Annotated in this window: 20 protein-coding genes; 11 read left to right on the top strand and 9 right to left on the bottom strand. The window is 49.8% G+C overall.

Annotated elements, in window-relative coordinates; translation table 11 throughout:
* Positions 1-59: 59 nt before the first annotated feature.
* Positions 60-1,820 (bottom strand): ABC transporter ATP-binding protein/permease, encoded by a 1,761-nt coding sequence (locus tag J0X00_RS03500; protein ID WP_282476327.1) that lies wholly within the window; start codon positions 1,818-1,820, stop codon positions 60-62.
* A gap of 382 nt (positions 1,821-2,202) precedes the next feature.
* Here J0X00_RS03500 and J0X00_RS03505 point away from each other — a divergent pair, with 382 nt between their 5' ends.
* Positions 2,203-2,586, top strand: a complete 384-nt coding sequence (locus J0X00_RS03505; RefSeq protein WP_282476328.1) for a DUF1090 domain-containing protein — start codon at positions 2,203-2,205, stop codon at positions 2,584-2,586.
* A gap of 524 nt (positions 2,587-3,110) precedes the next feature.
* On the top strand, positions 3,111-3,293 hold the full coding sequence (locus J0X00_RS03510) for a hypothetical protein (protein ID WP_218561823.1): 183 nt from the start codon (positions 3,111-3,113) through the stop codon (positions 3,291-3,293).
* A 45-nt stretch (positions 3,294-3,338) separates the two neighbouring features.
* Here the strand turns inward: J0X00_RS03510 and J0X00_RS03515 are convergent, their stop codons facing one another.
* Together J0X00_RS03515 and J0X00_RS03520 are read right to left on the bottom strand one after the other, a co-directional pair.
* The gene (locus J0X00_RS03515) at positions 3,339-3,683 is read right to left on the bottom strand and encodes a DUF3316 domain-containing protein (protein ID WP_136486912.1); all 345 of its coding nucleotides are present in this window, start codon (positions 3,681-3,683) and stop codon (positions 3,339-3,341) included.
* A gap of 144 nt (positions 3,684-3,827) precedes the next feature.
* On the bottom strand, positions 3,828-4,250 hold the full coding sequence (locus J0X00_RS03520; protein WP_136486910.1) for an Hsp20 family protein: 423 nt from the start codon (positions 4,248-4,250) through the stop codon (positions 3,828-3,830).
* Positions 4,251-4,563: 313 nt separating this feature from the next.
* Here J0X00_RS03520 and ompW point away from each other — a divergent pair, with 313 nt between their 5' ends.
* The gene (gene ompW, locus J0X00_RS03525; RefSeq protein WP_282476329.1) at positions 4,564-5,205 is read left to right on the top strand and encodes an outer membrane protein OmpW; all 642 of its coding nucleotides are present in this window, start codon (positions 4,564-4,566) and stop codon (positions 5,203-5,205) included.
* 67 nt (positions 5,206-5,272) lie between these two features.
* Here ompW and J0X00_RS03530 read toward each other — a convergent pair whose 3' ends face one another.
* Complete coding sequence (locus J0X00_RS03530) at positions 5,273-7,330, bottom strand: alpha-amylase (RefSeq protein WP_282476330.1); 2,058 nt, start codon at positions 7,328-7,330, stop codon at positions 5,273-5,275.
* Positions 7,331-7,537: 207 nt separating this feature from the next.
* Here J0X00_RS03530 and J0X00_RS03535 point away from each other — a divergent pair, with 207 nt between their 5' ends.
* Positions 7,538-8,137: a hypothetical protein gene (locus J0X00_RS03535; RefSeq protein ID WP_282476331.1), complete on the top strand. Its 600-nt coding sequence runs from the start codon at positions 7,538-7,540 to the stop codon at positions 8,135-8,137.
* On the opposite strand, the gene J0X00_RS03540 is transcribed toward J0X00_RS03535, so the two are convergent.
* Positions 8,082-8,498 carry a helix-turn-helix transcriptional regulator gene (locus tag J0X00_RS03540; RefSeq protein ID WP_282476332.1) on the bottom strand — a complete coding sequence of 139 codons (417 nt, stop codon included), beginning with the start codon at positions 8,496-8,498 and terminating at the stop codon, positions 8,082-8,084. The genes J0X00_RS03535 and J0X00_RS03540 overlap by 56 nt on opposite strands.
* A 94-nt stretch (positions 8,499-8,592) precedes the next feature.
* Between J0X00_RS03540 and J0X00_RS03545 the strand changes: the two genes are divergently transcribed.
* Entirely contained in the window at positions 8,593-9,501 is a 909-nt protein-coding gene (locus tag J0X00_RS03545) for an aldo/keto reductase family oxidoreductase (RefSeq protein WP_282476333.1), read from the top strand.
* Positions 9,502-9,652: 151 nt separating this feature from the next.
* On the opposite strand, the gene J0X00_RS03550 is transcribed toward J0X00_RS03545, so the two are convergent.
* Both J0X00_RS03550 and nadE read right to left on the bottom strand, forming a co-directional pair.
* Complete coding sequence (locus J0X00_RS03550) at positions 9,653-10,978, bottom strand: anaerobic C4-dicarboxylate transporter (RefSeq protein ID WP_136486897.1); 1,326 nt, start codon at positions 10,976-10,978, stop codon at positions 9,653-9,655.
* A gap of 312 nt (positions 10,979-11,290) precedes the next feature.
* Entirely contained in the window at positions 11,291-12,121 is an 831-nt protein-coding gene (nadE, locus tag J0X00_RS03555) for an ammonia-dependent NAD(+) synthetase (RefSeq protein ID WP_218561829.1), read from the bottom strand.
* 105 nt (positions 12,122-12,226) lie between these two features.
* Here nadE and J0X00_RS03560 point away from each other — a divergent pair, with 105 nt between their 5' ends.
* Together J0X00_RS03560 and J0X00_RS03565 are read left to right on the top strand one after the other, a co-directional pair.
* A complete protein-coding gene (locus J0X00_RS03560) occupies positions 12,227-12,739 on the top strand; it encodes a nicotinate-nicotinamide nucleotide adenylyltransferase (protein WP_282476334.1) in 513 nt (170 codons plus the stop codon).
* Positions 12,740-12,768: 29 nt separating this feature from the next.
* Positions 12,769-13,263: a hypothetical protein gene (locus tag J0X00_RS03565; RefSeq protein WP_346762938.1), complete on the top strand. Its 495-nt coding sequence runs from the start codon at positions 12,769-12,771 to the stop codon at positions 13,261-13,263.
* Positions 13,264-13,368: 105 nt separating this feature from the next.
* On the opposite strand, the gene J0X00_RS03570 is transcribed toward J0X00_RS03565, so the two are convergent.
* Positions 13,369-15,366 carry a methyl-accepting chemotaxis protein gene (locus J0X00_RS03570; RefSeq protein ID WP_282476335.1) on the bottom strand — a complete coding sequence of 666 codons (1,998 nt, stop codon included), beginning with the start codon at positions 15,364-15,366 and terminating at the stop codon, positions 13,369-13,371.
* 278 nt (positions 15,367-15,644) lie between these two features.
* Between J0X00_RS03570 and J0X00_RS03575 the strand changes: the two genes are divergently transcribed.
* On the top strand, positions 15,645-15,989 hold the full coding sequence (locus J0X00_RS03575) for a HopJ type III effector protein (protein ID WP_136486891.1): 345 nt from the start codon (positions 15,645-15,647) through the stop codon (positions 15,987-15,989).
* Positions 15,990-16,124: 135 nt separating this feature from the next.
* Here J0X00_RS03575 and J0X00_RS03580 read toward each other — a convergent pair whose 3' ends face one another.
* Positions 16,125-16,433, bottom strand: coding sequence for a cysteine-rich CWC family protein (locus tag J0X00_RS03580; protein WP_282476336.1), 309 nt, complete (start codon positions 16,431-16,433; stop codon positions 16,125-16,127).
* Between the two features lie 161 nt (positions 16,434-16,594).
* Here J0X00_RS03580 and J0X00_RS03585 point away from each other — a divergent pair, with 161 nt between their 5' ends.
* The 3 genes from J0X00_RS03585 (at position 16,595) to J0X00_RS03595 (ending at position 20,022) form a co-directional block, all read left to right on the top strand.
* A complete protein-coding gene (locus J0X00_RS03585; protein ID WP_218561831.1) occupies positions 16,595-16,849 on the top strand; it encodes a hypothetical protein in 255 nt (84 codons plus the stop codon).
* A 174-nt stretch (positions 16,850-17,023) separates the two neighbouring features.
* Positions 17,024-19,024: a methyl-accepting chemotaxis protein gene (locus tag J0X00_RS03590; RefSeq protein WP_136486884.1), complete on the top strand. Its 2,001-nt coding sequence runs from the start codon at positions 17,024-17,026 to the stop codon at positions 19,022-19,024.
* 221 nt (positions 19,025-19,245) lie between these two features.
* Positions 19,246-20,022 carry a class II glutamine amidotransferase gene (locus J0X00_RS03595; protein ID WP_282476337.1) on the top strand — a complete coding sequence of 259 codons (777 nt, stop codon included), beginning with the start codon at positions 19,246-19,248 and terminating at the stop codon, positions 20,020-20,022.
* The last annotated feature ends 116 nt before the right edge of the window (positions 20,023-20,138 follow it).

A 20,138-nucleotide genomic window follows, 5' to 3' on the forward strand; every position in this document is an offset into this window, starting at 1 on the left:
CCAACCAAGGCGTTGATGAAAATGAAAAAGCGATTCAATTAAAACTGACTGATATCGCCTTAGGTCAGGTGCTTAAACTGCAGGGCGACCAGGCGCTGATAAAGTTCGCAACTTTGTATTAATGACTGGTGATCACCGATATCGACCAAAGTACCGCCGTCCAGGACGGCTATCTTATCGGCATGCTGGATGGTGGACAAACGATGCGCAATGATCAGTGTGGTGCGGCCTTTCATTAATGCTTCCAGTGCCTGCTGCACATGGTGTTCACTTTCGCTGTCGAGTGCGCTGGTCGCCTCATCCAGTAGCAGGATTTTCGGATCTTTAAGAATCGCGCGTGCGATAGCAATGCGCTGCTTTTGCCCGCCGGATAGCCTGACGCCGCGTTCTCCCAAGAAGCTGTGATAACCCTGCGGTAGTGTCTCGATAAACTCGTGCGCATGGGCTTTTTTTGCGGCGGCAATCACTTGCTCATCGCTTGCTTCGGGCGTGCCGTAACGAATGTTATGCAATACATCCTGGCTGAATAGCGCAGGTTGCTGCGGTACGAGTGCCATCTGGCGGCGAAGATCGTTGGGATCGAGCTGGCGAATGTCCACGCCTCCGAACCGAATCTGGCCTTGCTGCGGATCGTAGAAGCGTTGCAATAATTCGAACAAGGTCGTTTTACCGGCGCCGGACGGGCCAACCAGCGCGAGTACCTTGCCTTGTTCTGCGGTCAGGTCGAGCTGTTTGATGGCATGCTGACCAGGGCGGGAAGGGTAGCTGAAATTGACCGAATCAAACATTATCTCTGCGGGCGTGGTCGGGTGAATCGGCACAAGATCATCCGGCGCGCTGATTTCGCTTTTTACTTGCAGGATCTCAATCAGGCGTTCGGTGGCTCCTGCGGCTCTTTGCAGCTCGCCCAGTACTTCTGAAATGGTTGCCATCGATGAGGCGACCATGATGGCGTAAAACACAAAAGCGCCCAGATCGCCTGCAGACATTTGGCCATGAATCACGTCACTGCCGCCGACCCAGAGCATGCCTGCAATCGCGCTGAAGACAATCACAATCACTCCGGAGATTAAAATGGCACGCTGCTGCACCCGTTGCCTGCCGACTTCGAATGCTTTTTCCACCTCAACCGCAAAGGCGGCTTTTTCATATTGCTGTGAGCCGAAACTTTGTACGGTCTTTATATGCTCTATCGCTTCACCGGCATAACTGCCGACGTCGGCCATCGAGTCCTGGCTTTGGCGTGATAATGCGCGCACCCGCCGGCCATAAACCAAAATAGGGACTAATACAAAAGGTACTGACGCGAGGACGATTAAGGTCAGCTTAAAATTCGTGGCAAACAGCATGATGATGGCCCCGACACACATCAGGGCGCTGCGCATGGCCATGGAAAAGGAGGAACCGATGATGCTTTGCAGCAAGGTGGTGTCTGTGGTCAGGCGCGACATAATATCGCCGCTGCTGTGGGTTTCAAAATAACTCGGATGAAGCGATATCACATGGTTAAACACCGCCAACCGGATATCGGCACTGACGCGTTCACCGACTGAGGATACCAGATAGAAGCGAAAGAAGGTGCCGACAGCAATACACAGCGTGAGAGCAACAATAAATTGAATCGCGCTGGTCAGTTGTGGCAACGATTGCTGAGCAAACCCTTGATCGATCAGGATACGCACTCCGTAACCGATGGATAACGTCAGGCTGGCGGTCGTCACTAAAGCTATCAGTGCTGCCGTGACACGCCATTTGTAAGGGGAAACAAACGTACTGAGTCTAAGAAGGATGCTGAGATTACTGTTATGTTTACTGCCCATTGATGGCTCACAAACCGATTCTGATAACTGGCATGGTAAAGCACTTTGTTGCGGTCAACCAGTCACTTGTGACGTTACCGCGGGCGCTTGGTTGTTACCTGCGGCGTTTCACTCTCATTTTGAGATCAGCCTGCGCGTTTGGCTGGCTGTCAGTTGTCCCACGATTTTTCCATGCGACCGGATGGAGTGACTTTGCCGCAGCGGCAGCGTGGCTGCGGAACCGGGTAGCAGATTTTGGCTAATGAGTGACAGTGTGTCCCTGCAACTGCCGATGACAAAAGAAAAATAAAGGCATAGTTTTAATGTGGAATTTACGTTATCCGAACTTAATCGGTTGTTGCTTGTGCCAGAATGCCTCTAATTTTTATCAAAGAGATATGGTATGAAGAAACGAACTATAGTTACAGGACTGTTGGTGCTACTTCCGGTTTGTTCGGCCCTGGCAAAGCCTCAGCTTACCGGCTGTGCTGCAAAAGAACACGATATAAAGCAGCAGATTGAACAGGCTCATAAGCACAATAACCCGCATCGTGCCGATGGCTTGCACAAGGCTTTGCGCGAAGTTCGCGAACATTGTACAGACGAAAGTCTGCGCCGTGAGCGTCTGTCTGATGTTCACGAGAAGGAACATGAAGTCACACAGCGTCTTCGGGATTTGGATGAGGCTAAACAATCAGGTAATCCGGAAAAAATAGAGAAACGTAAGAAAAAGTTGAAAGAGGCCAGACAAGAGTTAGCTGAGGCGAAAGCAGAGTTATCAAAATAATTCACTGAAGTAATATGGACACACACCGGAGCAATATGGAGGCACACTGTAACAAGGCGTTGCCTGGGGTCGAGTGGCCATTGGCGCATTAAGGTGTGTGTCCTCGTAGGAAATGTCCTTTTTTCAAAGTCGCAGAAGAGGAGAGACTCAGCGACGAATATGCTGATAACTTCCCAATTTATCTCGTTTCGCTGAGCCGTTATTTTCTGCATTCTCAACTTGCCAGTACGGCTAAAATCACTTTGTTACAGTAAATGTCATTAAGCACAGGGGCGATATCCATCCGATGTGTCAGCAAGCAACACGGCAATGAGAGGGCAGCACGTCTCAGGCTCTGCCGGCCGCTGAACAGCAGAGTGAACTTGGTGTCGAGTTTGGCCGGATAAGGCTGATGCGAATTGAGTTCGAATTACCCGGAATAATTCACCCAATGACACCGGATCGTTGCTGAGTGTGCCATGATTAATCAAGGCGATGATTTGTTTAAGACAAAACGTTTAGGCTCATCAACATGGACAAATGTTATGAAAGAGAAACCAGGGAAAATACACAGCGCGGCCTGGGCAGTCGGCGGATGTACTCTGATTGGGCTGGGTGCCGGTTTAACTCTGTTGCACTATTCTGCGCTGGCGTTTGTTGGCACGTTGCTGGCTTGTATTGGTCTGGGGCTGGTTATTGCGGCGCTATTAACCCGCAAAAGCCAGTAACGCACAACTCAGTAAAAAAGCAGCGGCGGCAGGCCGTATACAGGTTCAGCGCGCAGATTGTCCGGTTGAGTATGCGTAATGTACCGTGACAATGCTTTGAAACTCGATCTGACCTGCTTGTGTTGAGACCGGTTTTACACTACGGCGTAACTGTCTGATTTCAATACCATCGCGACGATTTTGTGCGCTTTCGGCAGGTAAGACATACTGCAGAGCACTCGGTGACATGGTTTCTAACTGTTCGATCAGCTCGTCTCCTGCTTGGGCGGCTTGTTTTTGCGTCGGATAACTGGCCGTGGTCAGATTGGTCTGCGGTGTGCCCACTCGAAGCCCGGATAAGGCTACGCTACTGAATAGCAGAGTGATTAACAATACGATGAGAGGTTTCATAGCAGCTCAAAAGGGTGATTCTTCATTTTGCTATTTTGGTCAATACTGCTGCATGCGGTGTTAGCGGAAGGTCAAATCATCGGCAAATTATCCACAATAAAAAAGCGGCGTCTGTGACCACGCCGCTTGCAAGATAAGTCTGTCTCAGCTGATATGGATGCGTTGGCTTTCTTCTGGTTTTCCCTCCAATTTCGGTACTACAACCACTAACACACCTTCTTCAAATTCGGCATAAATCTGTTTCATGTCCAGATTGTCGCCCAAAGAAAAGCTACGCACCATTTTGCCGTGATAGCGTTCTTTATGGATGACTTTATCATTCTCTTTGGTTTCTTCGTCTTTCGTTGTCGACGCTTCGATCGTCAACATACCATTCCGGCAGGTGATGTTGATGTCCTGTTTCGCCACGCCGGGTAAATCGGCAATAATTTCAAATGCTGTTTCTTTCTCAATGACATCGACACGTGGTGAGAAAGTATCTGCATCAAATCGTGGCCGAATTGATGGAAATGTATTATCGAATAAACGATAGATATCTGACCAAGAGTCACGCGGAATTAAGCTCATAACGCCCTCCTGTATGTGCCGTTTTTTACTCGCCTTGATAAGTGTAGAACGGCTTCAAAAGCTGGAAATTTAATTCGAATAAGAATTGATCTAAATCAATTTTTATTCGAATTTTCATAGTGATACCTATTCATTGCTCAGTGGTTGAGTTCTTGCTTAATTACAAATAAACGGTGATTTAATCCCCATTTTTTTATTTTTTAGCACAATTAGTTTTACAAATTGATTTCCATCAAAATAGTGTGGGCTTTATGTGCTACTGTGCGCAGCAACAAAAATTAAAAACCAAGCCCCAGAAAAAGGAATACCAATAATGAAAAAGACACTTTGCGGACTCGCAATCCTTTCAGCTCTAGCTTCAACCAACGTCCTGGCGCACCAAGAAGGTGACATCTTTGTTCGAGCTGGTCTGGCTGCGGTAGTCCCAAATGACAGCAGTGATAAGATCCTCGGTTCGGATGAAGAACTGGATGTCGATAGCAATACCCAGTTGGGTTTAACAATGGGTTACATGCTGACTGATCATGTCAGCGTGGAATTGCTGGCCGCGTCACCATTTTCTCATGACATTTCAACCGACTTAGGTGGTCTGGGTAAAATCGGTGAAACCAAGCACCTGCCACCAACACTGATGGTTCAGTACTACTTCATGGAACCAAATGCAGATTTTCGTCCTTACGTCGGTGCCGGTATCAACTACACCATTTTCTTTGATGAGAAGTTTAACTCGAATGTTGATGGCACTTTGAGCGATCTGAAACTGGATGATTCCTGGGGTCTGGCCGCGAACATTGGTGTCGATTACAAGATCAACGACAACTGGTTTGCTAACGCAGCGGTGTGGTACGCGAACATTGAAACTACAGCCAAATACAAAGCAGGCGGTGTGTCACAGTCTACCGACGTTGACATCAACCCTTGGGTATTCATGGTGGCAGCGGGTTACAAGTTCTGATCTTAGTCGAATGAATCAAGAAGGCAGCGTCAAGCTGCCTTTTTTGATCGCCAGCGGTGTCACTGAATTATTCCGCCGGTGGTCGTCCTACATAGGCGGCAACGATCTTATCGTCAGCTAAAATACGCGAGAAAACGTAGGCGTTGTTGTTTGGGATCACATGATGCTTGCCGGCCCCGACCGCCGGATGACGCTGACGGAACTGCCCCAGATGTTGCCAGTGTCTGAGCAGTGCCTCTCGTTGTGAATCGAGTTGCCACAGCATATCGGAACGGGTGCCCTGATGAAAATCATCCCCATATGGGCCGACTTGCCGGGCGACCTCATCACCGTAGTAAACCTGGATCGCGCCGGGCGTCAGCAGCAAAGCATTCGCCGCGTTGCGCTGCATCTCCAGTGAGTTGAAGCGGCCAAAAAACAGTTCAGTATCATGGGAAGACATGTAACTGACCGGGTTGAAATCTGGTTGTTCGGCCAGTGTTTTAGCATAGCTGCTGTAAGTGTCCGCCATTTGGCTTAAACAAGCGGCGCCGTTATCCATACGTTTTTGTAAATCAAAATTGATTAAGGCATCAAACCCATCGTCAAAGTAGGGGCTGCGGTAGGCTGTGTGTCCCCAAACTTCGCCCATCATCCAAAATGGCAGACCTTGCTCGCCACGTTCGCTGCGCCATTGGCTGAGCTTTTCACTGGCTTGTTGTTTGAGGCGTTGCCACACTTCGCCTTCGACATGCTTAACCGTATCCACCCGGAAGCCGTCAATACCGAAACGTCTGACCCAGTCGCTCTGCCACTCAATCAGATAATCAGAAACATCATACCCGTCTCGGGCCACCACTCGGGTGCCAGGATTATTCAGTAACCATGGCGGCGGGGTGACATGTTGTCTTGATTCGGTGCGAAAATCGGGCAAACCAGCCAGAGTCATGCTGATGTCGCTGCTGCCCGGTTGCGGATAACCCGGCAGTCCGGCTCGCACCCAGTCGCCGCCCCACCAGTTTTTCCAGTTCGGACTCTGATAATCGATATTCTGATGAAAACTGTGCCAGTTTTGTCCCGCAGCGGGTGCCCAGTCACTCCATTTTGGCGGTAAACGCGCCGGGTCGACCACTTTAATGCCATCCAACTGTAAGTCAGCCAGTGTGGCGTAGCCGGCGTGATTGACCACTGCATCCAGCAACACTTTCATACCGCGCTGATGAGCTTGTTCGACTAAGGTTTTAAGATCGTCATCCACGCCAAAGTTGGCGTCCAGTTTGGTAAAGTCACGGGTCCAGTAGCCATGGTAGGCATAAAAAGGGAAAGCGCCTTTGTCGCCGCCACCAACGAAACCATGCACCTGTTCCACCACCGGTGATAACCAGAGAGCGTCAGTGCCCAGGCTTTGAATGTAATCCAGTTTATCAATCACACCTTTTAGATCACCGCCGTGAAAGGTGCCGATCTCTTGTTCACCGTCTTTATGCCGGCCATAACTGTGGTCGTTTTCCGGATCGCCATTATTGAATCTGTCCACCATGACAAAGTAGATGTTGGCATTACGGTAATTAAAGTTATGCGAGGTCGGTGTGACGGGTTCGAGCAGCACCAGCCCGCCACTGTCAGCAGAGGGTGTGAGCCTGACCTGACTTTGGCGGACGGTGACGACCTGGCCACTGAATGTCTCTCGCAGCCGGGTCCCGTCGCTGAAGGTATCGCCCAGATTCAGAGTGACCTCACCGCCGGCATACACCTCGCAGCTGACATTCGGGACAGGGCGTTTGAACTCGGTCTTGGCGCTGTTTTTGGGCTGACGCACAAAGGTCAGAGTGAAGGCTTTAGCATCGTATTGAAACGCGTAGTCGCCACTAAAGCGTATTTTAAGTGGCAACACGGTAGCTGCATCACAATTAAGTGATACTGGCGTGTTGAATTTAACTTGCTGTTCTTCGGGCGCACGACAGTCGCCGGTCAGCCCGGTAACGGTCAGGGTATAGCTGTCTTTGGTGAGGGGAATAACCAACGGCTGTTCACTGTTGAGCGGGAAATCACGGCTGTTGGTTGTGGTGGCGATCGTCAGGTTTGGCATCGCTGATGCGGCCGGTGCCAGAGTAAGCAGTGCCATAGCCAGGGTACTGGGTTTCATGTCGGTTCAGGTCCTTGTTTCTTTTTAGAATTATTGCGCGTTAACCATAGCGGGCAAAAAACGAACTGACATCATTCTCTTGGCTACGCCCCGCACTATTGAAGCCGTTCACAGTTTTCGCTGTTCAGGGGCGTAGAGGCGGGCGCTTGTCTGGTCGGTGCTGGCGCGGCACACTGGGTTAAATGGGAAGGAACAGTGGGATGTCCGATGAAAAAGTGGTCTTTGATGCTTATTTTGTGGAGCAGTGGTGCCGCAGTTGTGTGGAGCCATGATGTGTTGGCTGTTCATCCGGATTTTTTACAGTCTTATCTGGAGGGGAGAAAGCAGGCTCTCGCCCCTGAGCAGCTAGCTCAACGTGCCGATTGGTTCGAATGCAGCGAACAAGATACAGAGAAGAGTTGGTGCAGCGAGCCTTTTTACTACTACGCGACCCGGGTGTGGGCGCAGACAGGGGAAGCCACGCCTATCGCTCGTCCATCGCTGATTTTGCATACTGACTACACTCTTCACAGCTGGAGTCAGCTCCAGCTCGGACTGCGCAGTGATGGTTTTGAGCTGCGCAAAGTCACTGTCGGTGAAGCGCGGTTCGATGTTGTGCGGCGTCTTCAGCACCAGACACCGCAGCAGGTGGATCGGGAGCTGGTGCTGTTTATCAGCCAGCATGCGCGCCAGTTTCCCAAGACCTTGTATTGGCAGGCGCGCTATGGATTTGCAGAGCTGCACAGCAACGCGCAGAGTGTACAACTGTTATTTACACAGGCTCCGGTGTCAACGCTTTGGGATGACGCTGCAGAAACGCAGCCATAGCGGTTTCGTCCAGATAGCCGTCGGCCTTTTTGTGCGCGCGCAGATACTGATAACCGGCAATGACCTGTTGCAGTTGCTCCTGCTGATTGGGTGACAGCTCCTGCCCGGTTACGAATGTATGGGCCAGAACGCAGGCCGCCATATCTACGACTTCAGCCTGGCGGTATAAATAACCACAGCCGGTAGCCAACCATTCGAGTGAACAATTGGCACGCATGGCAATTTGGTTGGCTTTACTCAGGCTGGGCTCACTGCCTTTGAGGTATTTTCTGATCAGTGCTTCTGAAATGTCCACCCGGCGGGCAAAACCGCTGATGCTTTCAGCACCTATTAATGTTTGTAATCGGTTTGCAAAACTCACAACTTCGTACTCCAGTTCGAACTTCGACAGTCTATCCGTTGAGGTCAGCGGAAAACAAGCTTAGGATGTCAGACAAAGAAAAAGGAGTACAACCATGGTTGCGAAAGTAACGATTGCCCCGCAAGGCCCGGATTTATCTGAGTTGGTACAGGGCTACTGGCGGTTAACGGAATGGGGCATGTCGCCTCAGGAGCGACTGACATTCCTCAAACAGCACGTTGAACTGGGTATCACCACTGTCGATCACGCTGATATTTACGGTAACTATCAATGTGAATCTCTGTTTGGCGAAGCGCTGGCGCTGGATCCCTCTTTGCGCGAACAGCTGCAGATTGTCACTAAATGCGACATTAAGCTGTGCAGCGATCAGTTCCCGGAACGTCAAATCAATCACTACGATACCAGTGCCGCGCACATTTATCAGTCAGTCAATAACTCGCTGCAGCGCCTCGGTGTGAGTGAAATTGACGTGCTGTTGATCCATCGTCCGGATGTGCTGATGGATGCAGATGAAGTGGCAGAAGCATTTACCGAACTGCATAAAGTCGGCAAAGTGAAGCACTTTGGTGTGTCTAACTTCAGTCCATCGCAGTTTAATCTGCTGCAGTCACGCATCAATAAACCTCTGGTGACCAATCAGGTGGAGATTAACCCGCTTAATTTTGAAGTCGCTCATGATGGTACGCTGGATCAGATGCAAATGCTGCGCACTCGTCCGATGGCGTGGTCTTGTCTGGGCGGCGGTGATATTTTCAACGGTGAGAGCGAGCAGGCGCAGCGGGTACGCAGCGTGCTGGAAGAACTGCGTGCAGAGCTTGGCGCCGAGAGTATTGATCAGGTGATCTATGCCTGGGTTCGCGCGCTGCCATCCAAGCCTTTGGCTATCGTTGGTTCCGGCAAAATAGACCGCGTCAAGGCGGCTGTAGCCGCGCTGGATCTAACGCTGACCCGCGAACAGTGGTTCCGGGTTTGGGTAGCTTCGAAAGGCCACGGTGTGCCATAGAGCGATAGGGTATCGATAGGGTATAAAGTTAAAGCCAGCCTCAACGGGCTGGCTTTCTGTTTATATCATCAGTTCACTGCTAAACATCCGCCGACTTTCATCAACTCGTGATGTTTCTCGCAATAAGATGTTCTGCTGTTTGGCTACACGGTCAGCCAATCACCATCTGACCAAGTATGTAGCCCATGCAACTGCCACCAATGACCCCGACCAGACCCGGAGCCATAAACGAGTGGTTGAAATACCACTTGCCGATTTTGGTGGTGCCGGTGATATCGAAGTTCACGGTTGCAATATCAGACGGGTAGTTCGGGATAAAGAAGTATCCGTACAACGCAGGCATCAGGCCGATGAGCAGTGCCGGTTCCAGTCCCAGCGCCAGACCAACCGGCAGCATCATTTTTGCCACCACAGCTTGCGAGTTAACCACTACAGAGACGACAAACAACGCCAGGGCAAATGTCCAGGGATATGCATTCACCATATCGATGATCCCGCTGCGAAACTGCGGCATCGCATACTGGAAATAGGTATCTGACATCCAGGCAATACCAAAGATAGCGATTGCTGCAACCATACCGGATTTAAACACCACGCCTTCCGGTACTTTCTTCGGCTCAACCTTGGCAACCAGCATGATGATACCGCCGAAACACAGCATCATCATCTGAATCACGGTCGCCATATTGATTGGTTTGGCATCGCCGATTTGGCGTACTTCCGGAAACATTGCAACCAGTACGATGACCAGGATCGACAGGATAAACAGCAACACTGAGTTCTTTGCCGACGCAGGCAACTGTTCGTTCAGCGAAGTGGCTGTCGTGGTTTCAATGCGCTCACGCAATACCGGGTCTTGTAATCGTTCCTGATAACCCGGGTCCTGATCCAGTTCTTTACCGCGGCGCAGGCTGTAGAGCGACATCAGTACGGTGCCAAACAGGGTAGCCGGTACCGTAACCATCAGAATGGAGAGTAAGGTGATGTTATGGTTGATGTTGGACAGCTCTGCCAGATAGTAAACCACAGCGGCAGAGATAGGTGACGCGGTAATGGCTATCTGTGATGCCACTGAGGCCGCTGCCATCGGACGTTCCGGGCGGATACCATTTTTCAGCGCCACATCACCGATAATTGGCATAATAGAGTAAACCGCGTGCCCGGTACCCAGTAGGAAGGTCATCGAATAGGTCACCAGAGGCGCGATGATGGTGACGCGTTTGGGGTTTTTACGCAGCAGGCGCTCAGCGACCTGTAGCATATATTTCAGCCCGCCGGCGGCTTCGAGAATTGAAGCACAGGTAACGACCGCCAGAATGATTAACATCACCGTCACCGGCGGTGAGGTTGGCGGCATCTTGAAAATAAACACTTCGATAACCAGACCGATACCGGAAACAACACCGAGGCCGATACCGCCATAACGAGAGCCCGTATAGAGCACCAATAGCAGGAAAATAAATTCCATATACAACATATGAATTAACCTTTAGAACGAAACAGATGGGGTTATTTTCCGACGCATTTCACAAAAAATATGGAGAGTGCTTCACACATTGCAGGCGTACAAAAACGGAATGAAGGCTTTGGGAGTGTTGTCACGCTATTTGATTGATAAGTAATGATTTTTTGGTTTTTTTGTAGCAAAACTGTTGTAGCACATAAGGTGGGGTGTAAACAAAAGCCGGGCCGTGAGGACCCGGCTGAAAGAAACAGCCTAACACACTGAATAACGAGAAGTGTTTCGCTGCCGGACATAAGCTCAAACGCGCTATTGGCTGTGTTAGAGTTAGTCGTAGATGGTTGGGATCGGCTGACGTTTGTGCTGTGTCGCTTTGTAAATCGACACCAGACGATCGGCAACAGCAGGTGAGACAGCTTTGCCTTCCAGGAAGTCATCGATCTGATCGTAGGTCAGGTTCAGTGCATCTTCATCCGCTTTTTGTGGTGCCAGTTCTTCCAGATCGGCCGTCGGTGTTTTCTTCACCAGCAGTTCAGGTGCGCCCAGTGTTGCTGCAACCTGACGAACCTGGCGTTTGTTCAGACCAAACAGGGGAGCCAGATCACAGGCTCCGTCACCAAATTTGGTGTAGAAGCCGGTAATATTTTCAGCTGAATGGTCGGTCCCCAGCACCAGGCCACCTACGTAGCCTGCCACTTCATACTGTGCCACCATACGTGCGCGTGCTTTGACATTACCTTTGACAAAATCGATTTTAGCCGCTTCAGCAGGCATCAGTCCTGTGCCCGCCAAGGCTTCGTGAGACGCTGCGTGCAGGCCGTCTACTCCCGCTTTGATATTGACCGAAACGGAATGGGTTGGCTGGATAAATGACAGTGCCAGTTGTGCTTCATCTTCGTCTTTTTGCGAGCCGTACGGCAGACGAACAGCAATAAACTGGTAAGCGTTGCTGCCATGCTCTTTGTTCAGCGCGTCTACCGCCATTTGCGCCAAACGGCCGCAAGTGGTTGAGTCAACGCCACCGCTGATACCCAGAACCAGCGCCTTACAACCGGACTCTGATAGTTTGCGTTTGATAAAACCAACGCGACGTTCAATTTCGAATTGTGGGTCGATCACTGGAAGTACATGCATCTCTTCGCGGATAATTTGTTCCATTAGAGTTCCTTTTCCTGCAAGCAATAAAAAACTATCGTAGTATCATACCGCAAACATTCAATTAGAAAACCGTGAAAGCGACTTTCACACTGAATCGGGGAAAAGATGGACAAAATTGCTGTTTTTGGCAGCGCTTTTAACCCGCCGACATTAGGCCATAAAAGCGTGATTGACTCACTGGAACATTTCGACCGTATTTTGCTGGTGCCCAGTATTTCCCATGCGTGGGGTAAAGAAATGCTGAATTATGAGATACGCTGTAAACTTATTGATGCTTTCATTGGCGATTTAGCGTCAGATAAGTTACAACGTTGTTCGGTAGAACAGGATCTTTATCAGCCGGGCGAGAGCGTTACCACCTATGCGGTGCTGGAGCGTTTACAACAGCAGTTTCCCGATGCGGATATCACCTTTGTTGTTGGGCCGGATAATTTATTTAATTTTGGTCAGTTCTACAAATCAAAAGAAATATTACAACGTTGGTCGGTCATGGCTTGTCCGGAGAGAGTTCAGGTTCGCAGCACAGATCTGCGGCGGAGTTTAAAAGAGCGGGAGGATATCCGGCATCTGACAACGCCGTCGGTCGCTAAGCTTTTGCTTGAGCTCGATGTATATTAACGCCTGTTGGTGAATAGGAGTGGTTAATGATGAAAGTGTGTGTTGGGTTGGTCGCGCTTTTTTCTCTGCCGTGCCTGGCATCGGTCTGCGATGCTGATTTATCCATCGATCCGCTCCACCCAGTAGTAGATGATGTTGCCGTTTATACTCCGTGTGACAACTTTGACGAGCATTGGCAGCAGGGCAGTGAGCAGGCTTTGGTATTCGACGTTGAAACTGATACCCGCTCTCCGCAAAGCGGCGACTACTGGCAGGGCTGGCTGGTCAATGATAAAAATGACAGCAATCCGATTGTGACTCAACAACTCGAACACAGTTACCTTGGCCTCGGGCTGTGGGTTCCGTCCAAGCTAGTTGAGCAGGAACAGGATATGAACACGGAAGAGTGGTTGATCAATCATGGGCTGAAGTTCAGCCTTGGGTTTGGTGAACGTGAAAGCGGAGAGCCCAGAGTTCGCCTGGATTATCGCTGGCATGAAGAGTATCAGGCTGATTGGTTTATGCAGATAGAAGTACCGTTTTAGGCGCTGATATTGGCCAGGCGGGTACTGTTTGCCATCAAGCGGGCATAAATGAAAGACAAAAGGGCATCAGAGGATGCCCTTTTTAGTTGCTGTTTGTCGGTCACATCAGCTGAGTTTAAACTCGCCCAAGGTTCGTTTTACCCGGTCCACTTCACCATGATAACTGCTGACGATGTTGTTCATATCTTGTGCTAACTGCCCCGTTTTCTGGGCGATTTCCGCCAGGATGTCGACATCTTTATCGACATCTTCGCTCGCTTTCGATTGCTCGATGGTGGCATTAGCGATGCTGGTAATGTGTGAGTTAACCTCATCAATCACACTCTCCAGCGCGGATACGCTACTGGTTACGGTCGATACGGAATCAAAGGTCACGCTGGTAGCCTGATGACTCTTTTGCATGTTGTTGACCGCAATCGTCGTGTTATTGGTAATGTTGCCCAGTAACTGGCTGATGTGCTCTGTCGCGGCTTTACTACGCTGAGCAAGATCGCGCACCTCAGAAGATACGACCGCGAAGCCGCGCCCGTGTTCACCGGCGCGCGCCGCTTCAATGGCGGCATTCAGTGCCAGCAAGTTGGTTTGTTCAGAAATGCTGTTGATTGTATCAACAATTTTGCTGACACTTTGCGCATCTTTTTCCAATTCGGTCATGCAGGTCTGAGTCTGTTCTATCTGCTCAACCAGGGCCTCGACAGCCTTGAACGAAGACTGACTTTGCCCCTGGCATTCGACCACGCGCTGGGTCATTTGTGTGGTTTCTTCCAGCGCACGTTCCGATGCCTGGGCGATTTCGACACTTGACTGGGCAAGCTCGGTCATGGCTGCGGCGATATTTTCACATTTGGCAGTGGTACTGCTGCTGCTTTTACCGAGATCTTTCGCACCCTGGACGATGTTTTTCAGCCGTTCGGCACTGTGGTTATTGGTTTGAGTCACGTCAGCCAACAATTGACGAATATTACTGATAAAATCGTTAACACTGGTCGAAATCTGGGAAACTTCGTCATTGCCTTCCGCTTGCAATGCCACGGTCAGATCGCGCTTTGATGCCATGTTGTGTATGGTTTTATTCAGTTGTCCGACTCGCTCGCGCAGTGATGCAACAATGCTGACCAGACTCCAGATTAAAACAATACCCACGACAATACTCACCACCAGAATGAGCTGCTGATTGGTTTGGGCACGGTCAGCCTGGCTATCGGAAATGGTAACCATCTGTTGTTGGAGATGGTTGCGTAGTTGGTTAATCAGCTTGATACGTTCTGTCGCTGCGCCAAACCATTGTGATGGTTCAGGCCCTTGCAGATTTTCCAGGCTATCGACTTGGTCGAGATAAGAGCGTTGAACTTGTTCGACATTTTTCCAGGTGTTACTACTTTTCGCCTGATTCAACTCGCTGATAAGTGTAGCGGGCAAGATGGTCATAGCTGTACGTTCAGCGTATTGACCCGAATCAATGTAACCTTTCACCGCCGTATACTGCGCCGGTGAAGATGCCTGACGCGCGAAAGCGCCATTGAGTGCCCCCCGAACCTGTCCGGCTCGCTCTTTCATGACCACCACAGATAGCATCGCACTACCAAGCTTTGCCACTTCCACATCATCAATGGTGGACAACAACACTTGTGAGTCATCAATAGCCAGTTGGTTCAAATTGGAATAGTAAGCAAAAGACGAAATCTGAGGCTTCAGGCTATCGACCTGACGGCGTACTTCCGTCAGCTGAGCTAACTGTTTGGCGACATCGGATTTGAGTTTATCTGCCAGGCTGGTGTTAATGTATTGCGGGTTGAAATTAAGCAGCGCCTGAGCGTGTTTATCTGATTCAATGCGTTGCTTACTCAATTGTTCTACCTGAGCGCCCTGACCCTTGGAGCCTAACACGCCGGCAGTGAGGCCGCGTTCCAGTGCCAGGTTATGGGCGAGGTTATCGTAGAGCAAGATCAGTTGCACCGTCTCTTTATCGTGGTGGGCTGTGTCAACTTTGTTATTTAGGTCAATCACGTTTAAAGTCGCCAGTGCCAATGCGAGTAACATCGGCAGACCTGCGATGACGGTAACCACTTTATACAAAGGAAAACGCTGTAATAGTTTTTTCATGTGTCCTGCCGCCTTATTAACGGTTATTTCAACGACGCTGAAACCGGATGAATAGTATGTGTACTAGCACAATAAAAGCCACAAGCGCACTATAAAAGCAATAGATTTATGTGCATAAAGTGGCACCTTATGACGTTAAGCAAATTACAATCTTGTTTATGCAAATGATATTCCTGTTTAAGCAAGTTACGTTCCGGTTTACGCAAATGACATTCCGGTTTGCATCGTGACGAATTTTATTTAGACTGCCGGTTTTCAATCAAACAGGATAAGAATCCATGGAACTGAATGAGCTATTGACTCAAATTGCCGAGCAGCCAGAGCAAGTGGCATTTGCTGATGTGATCAGCGTGATTGACGCGAACTATGATTTCACCCCAACGGCTTTTGAAAATGGCGACTTGCACAACGAAGCCAACCAAAATAACGGCTCATGCAAAATCTTTTCGTTTGCTAGTTTACATACCCTGAGTCCGGAACAGACTCTGGCTTGTTTTGGCGATTTCTACCGTAAAGATGTACTCGGGCATCCGGATAATGATGATCATCAGAACATTCGCAACTTTATGCAATATGGCTGGGAAGGCGTGAAGTTTGCAGCCAAGGCTTTGAGTGTAAAATAACGCGCGTCAGAATATTGAATAAGGAGGCTAAGGCCTCCTTTTTCAATGGTGAGCAGTTCGCTATGGGCAACGAGTGCGTTGAGGGACGTGGTTCATAAAAGGCATAAGGTAATGCCTTTCATCGGTTGAACAATACTAAGCAATCGGCAGCGCAGACAGACAGTGGCGGCACAAACAGGCTTGCTGTTTACGCTCTTCATTGCTTGCGCGCGTTTCCAGTTCAAAACACCAGCAGGTACTTTTACCGGCACTGATGTCACAGTGCGCCGCATCGCCGCAAGCAGGGCAGTCATGAGTCGCACTTTCCCGGGATAATTGCTGCATGACAGCGTCACGCTCGGCATCCGACCACTTTCGCCACTGGATAATTTCTGGCATGGTGCGATGGCAGCCTGAGCAAATTCCGCCATTATTTTTGCAGGCGGCAATACAAGGGGTTTTCATGGTAATCGAATCGTCAGTCAAGTTGTCGGGCAATATACCTTAACTCATCGTATTCCCCAACCCGAATGGCGTTTGCGCTGGTGTATCATTATCCCTTGCTTTTGTTACGGGGAATGTCTAGTATAAATCTAAATGAAAATTATTATCGTTAAGGTGTTTTGATGTTACCTTTCATTATTGCATTTGTATTTATGCTGGCTTTGGGTAAAAAGCTGATGGTGCCAGACCGTTGGCTGGTGGTACTCAGCGTGGTTTTGTTGCTGTGCTATTTGACCACCTCACTGAGTGCTATTCCTGTGTTGATAACCTTGTTTGTTGCGGCGCCATTTCTGATCCCGATTCGTTATTCGGATAAGACCCATGCTTTGTTTGGCTTGTGTGTGGTATTGCCTTTGGTGGGGGAACTCATTTACTAACTGAAGAGCCAAACGATGATTGACCTTTGGCTTTTTAATAAGCAATTGTTCAATATTTGATGCAATCTGTTTTATATCATAAGGTTACCTATTTACAGTATTTCATCCTCTTCGGTTTCTCTTGTCGGAGTTTGACGCTATAGTGTCGTTCTAAAGTTGTACAGGAGCTTATGGATGAAGCTAACAATTTCAGGGAAGTTGCAACTCAGTTTTTTGTTGCTGGCCCTTTTGTTTGTCGCGTCAGCGGCAATGACCTACCGCAGTATCTCAGTGCTGGATAACCACGCCCAGTCTCTTCTTAATTCTGATTTGCCGACCGTTGACACCAGTCGTGGTATTCAGCAATCGGTCCAGGCCAGTTTATCGACCGTACGGGCTTATATGCTGCTCGGTAGCAATGAAGCCAGTGCGGAACGCCTTAAACAGCAGTTAAACCAGATTGTTGTGCAGACTGATCAATCGTTACCCGTTCTCGAGCCGTTGATCGACCAGCAAGACTATCAAACCGTGGTCAAACAATGGCAAGCGGTGAAAGCATCAGTAGAGAAGATCGTTGAGTTGGCCCACAGCGCTGAAAACCTGCCAGCTCACAATTTGTTTACCAACGAAGCAGCCCCGATAGCCGAAGTGGCTCTGGATCAGTTACAAGGGCTGATCAATGCCGAATCTTCGAATAAGGAAGGCGATGAGCGCAAGCGCTTGTTTAAGGTTTACGCCGACAGCTATAACTCTCTCGCGAATGCACTTTCAGCGATGCGCGATTTTCTGTTATACGGGCGCAGTGAATATCTCGACAAGTATCATGATTTCATTAAAGCTCATAATCAGTCGGTCAGTGAAATTGACAGTAAACTGAACCTGCTTAATGACAGTGACCGCTCGCTTTGGGATCTGTTTAAAGAGATGCAGCAGTTGTTTTTCCCGCTGGCTGATCAGGTGATCGAACTGCGGCAGTCTCCGGACTGGAACTTTGCCCATCAGGAGATGGCGAAAACATTGCTGCCAGCGGCAGAGAGCCTGGATAGTGCCTTAGAAGCCGTTGTTAAAGCCCAGCAGTTGAAAGCCGACGAGAGCGGCGAGGGAATCGAAGCGTCTATCAGTCAGGTGCTCAGCGTGCTGGTCACTACCTTGATTCTGGTTATTGTCGCGGCGCTGGTGATTTCCGGTTACATGGGGCGCAGCATTGGCCGTCGCGTGGCGGGTATTTCCGCTCGCGCACAATTGATTGCGTCCGGTGATGTTTCTCAGCCGCCGCTGAGCGTTAACGGAAATGATGAACTGTCTGCTCTGACCGAATCGATCAACCGCATGAATGTTTCCTTAGCGGGTATCGTGCAGGGCGTGACGGACAAAGCGCAGCGTGTCAGTGAAAGTATGGGCGCTTTATTGCAGTCCAATCAACATACCCTGTCGCAGGTGAAAAACCAGCAACAGCACATCAGCGCAATGGATGCAGAGTTATCTGATGTCAGCCAGTCGACCGCACACACTTTACAGCAGGCACAGCGTTCAATGGTCGCTCTGGCCGAATCACAGCGTGAAATCGCTGAGGGTAAGTCGTCACTGGCGCTAAATAAAGAGACCATGAATAACCTGCACCAGACCATTGAACAGGCTAACCGGTTAGTCGGGCAATTGAGTCAGGAGAGTGCTGCTATCGGTAAAGTGACGGAAGTGATTGAAGGTCTGGCCGAGCAAACCAATCTGCTGGCTTTAAATGCGGCGATCGAAGCCGCCCGCGCCGGAGAGCAGGGGCGGGGTTTTGCGGTGGTTGCTGATGAAGTGCGCCTGCTGGCAACACGCACGACGGCATCAACCAGCGAAATCAATCAGATTGTGCAGGCGATTCAGTCCTCGACCGCTGCTGTGGTCAAAGAGATCCAGCAGGGGCAGCAGATTGCCGGAGTCGGTTCGCAACATATTGAAGAAGCCGTCGTCAAACTGGAATCGACCACCAATCAGATAAGTCAGCTTAATCAGCAGATGGTGGAACTCACTCATGCGTCAGAGCAGCAAACCCAGGCGACGCAGGCCATCACGCATCTGATGCAGCAAGTGAATCATGCGGTGGATGATGTGGCGGCGATCAGCAGTCGTTCGACCCAAACCTCGCAACAGGTGCAAGAGCAGTTTGCGGCACTGGATAAAGATATGGCCCAGTTTAAGCTGAGTTAAAGTCGGTTCAAAAACGGCTCAATTGCCAGTAAGTAGTATGTAAAGCGGCTTAGCAATAGACTGGTAAGCCGCTTTACTATTTGTCGGGTGCATGTCTTCTCGTCAGCAGCCCGGCTGGATGAACGTTGGGTCGGCAGAAGATAATCTTGCCCGGCGATATTGCCAGCAAGGTGGAAACGTGGTTTAGTAAAGACCTCTCTAATTTAAGGGCTATCACCTTTATGTGTCGCTGGCTCGCCTATCAGGGCAACCCTATTTATCTTGAACAACTGGTTTATCAACCGGAGCATTCGCTGGTTCATCAAAGTCTCGAAGCGCGCAAAGCTGTGACGCGTGTTAACGCCGACGGCTTTGGCTTAGGCTGGTATACCGAGCGCAGCACGCCGGGTACTTTTCATGAAGTTCTGCCAGCCTGGGGGGATGAAAATCTTAAGTCGCTTGCCCACCATATTCGCTCACACCGCTTTATGGCTCATGTCCGCTCTTCGACCGGAACTCAGGTGTCGCGCAGTAACTGCCATCCTTTTGTGCTAGAGCAGTGGATGTTTCTGCATAACGGCCAGATTGGTGAGTTTGAAAAGGTACGCTATACCCTGGAATGCATGCTGCCGGAGTCACTTTATGTACAGCGCAAGGGGACGACAGACAGTGAGCTGATCTTCTTGCTGATGATGAAAAATGGTCTGGCTGTCAATCCGGAAGCGGCTATCCGGCGTACGGTGAATGAGATTGAACAGGCGATGGCAATGAAGGGGATTACCACCCCGTTTAAAGCGTCGATTTGCCTGTCAGACGGCGACCAGTTCTGGCTGGTACGTTACAGTTCGGACCTGCACCCGCCAACGGTATTTATCAAAGTGATGGACGATGACATCGTATTGGCTTCCGAGCCTTTGGATAACAGTACCGGTTGGAGCCTGGTTGATCCGCAGACGATTACCCACGTCGCAGGCACAGACCTAACAACGCAGGTGATATCTTCACCACGAGCAGCTTAGTTTCTGCATAGGATCTGGCGTTTTTTTAACGTCAGATCAACATCTTCCCTGTTTTACACAGATTTACAATCCTAAGTCGGTTATCTCAGTTGCGGTAGGGTGGGTAACTGGGTATA

Source organism: Vibrio sp. ABG19, assembly GCF_029962385.1.
GTDB classification, from domain to species: domain Bacteria; phylum Pseudomonadota; class Gammaproteobacteria; order Enterobacterales; family Vibrionaceae; genus Vibrio; species Vibrio ostreae.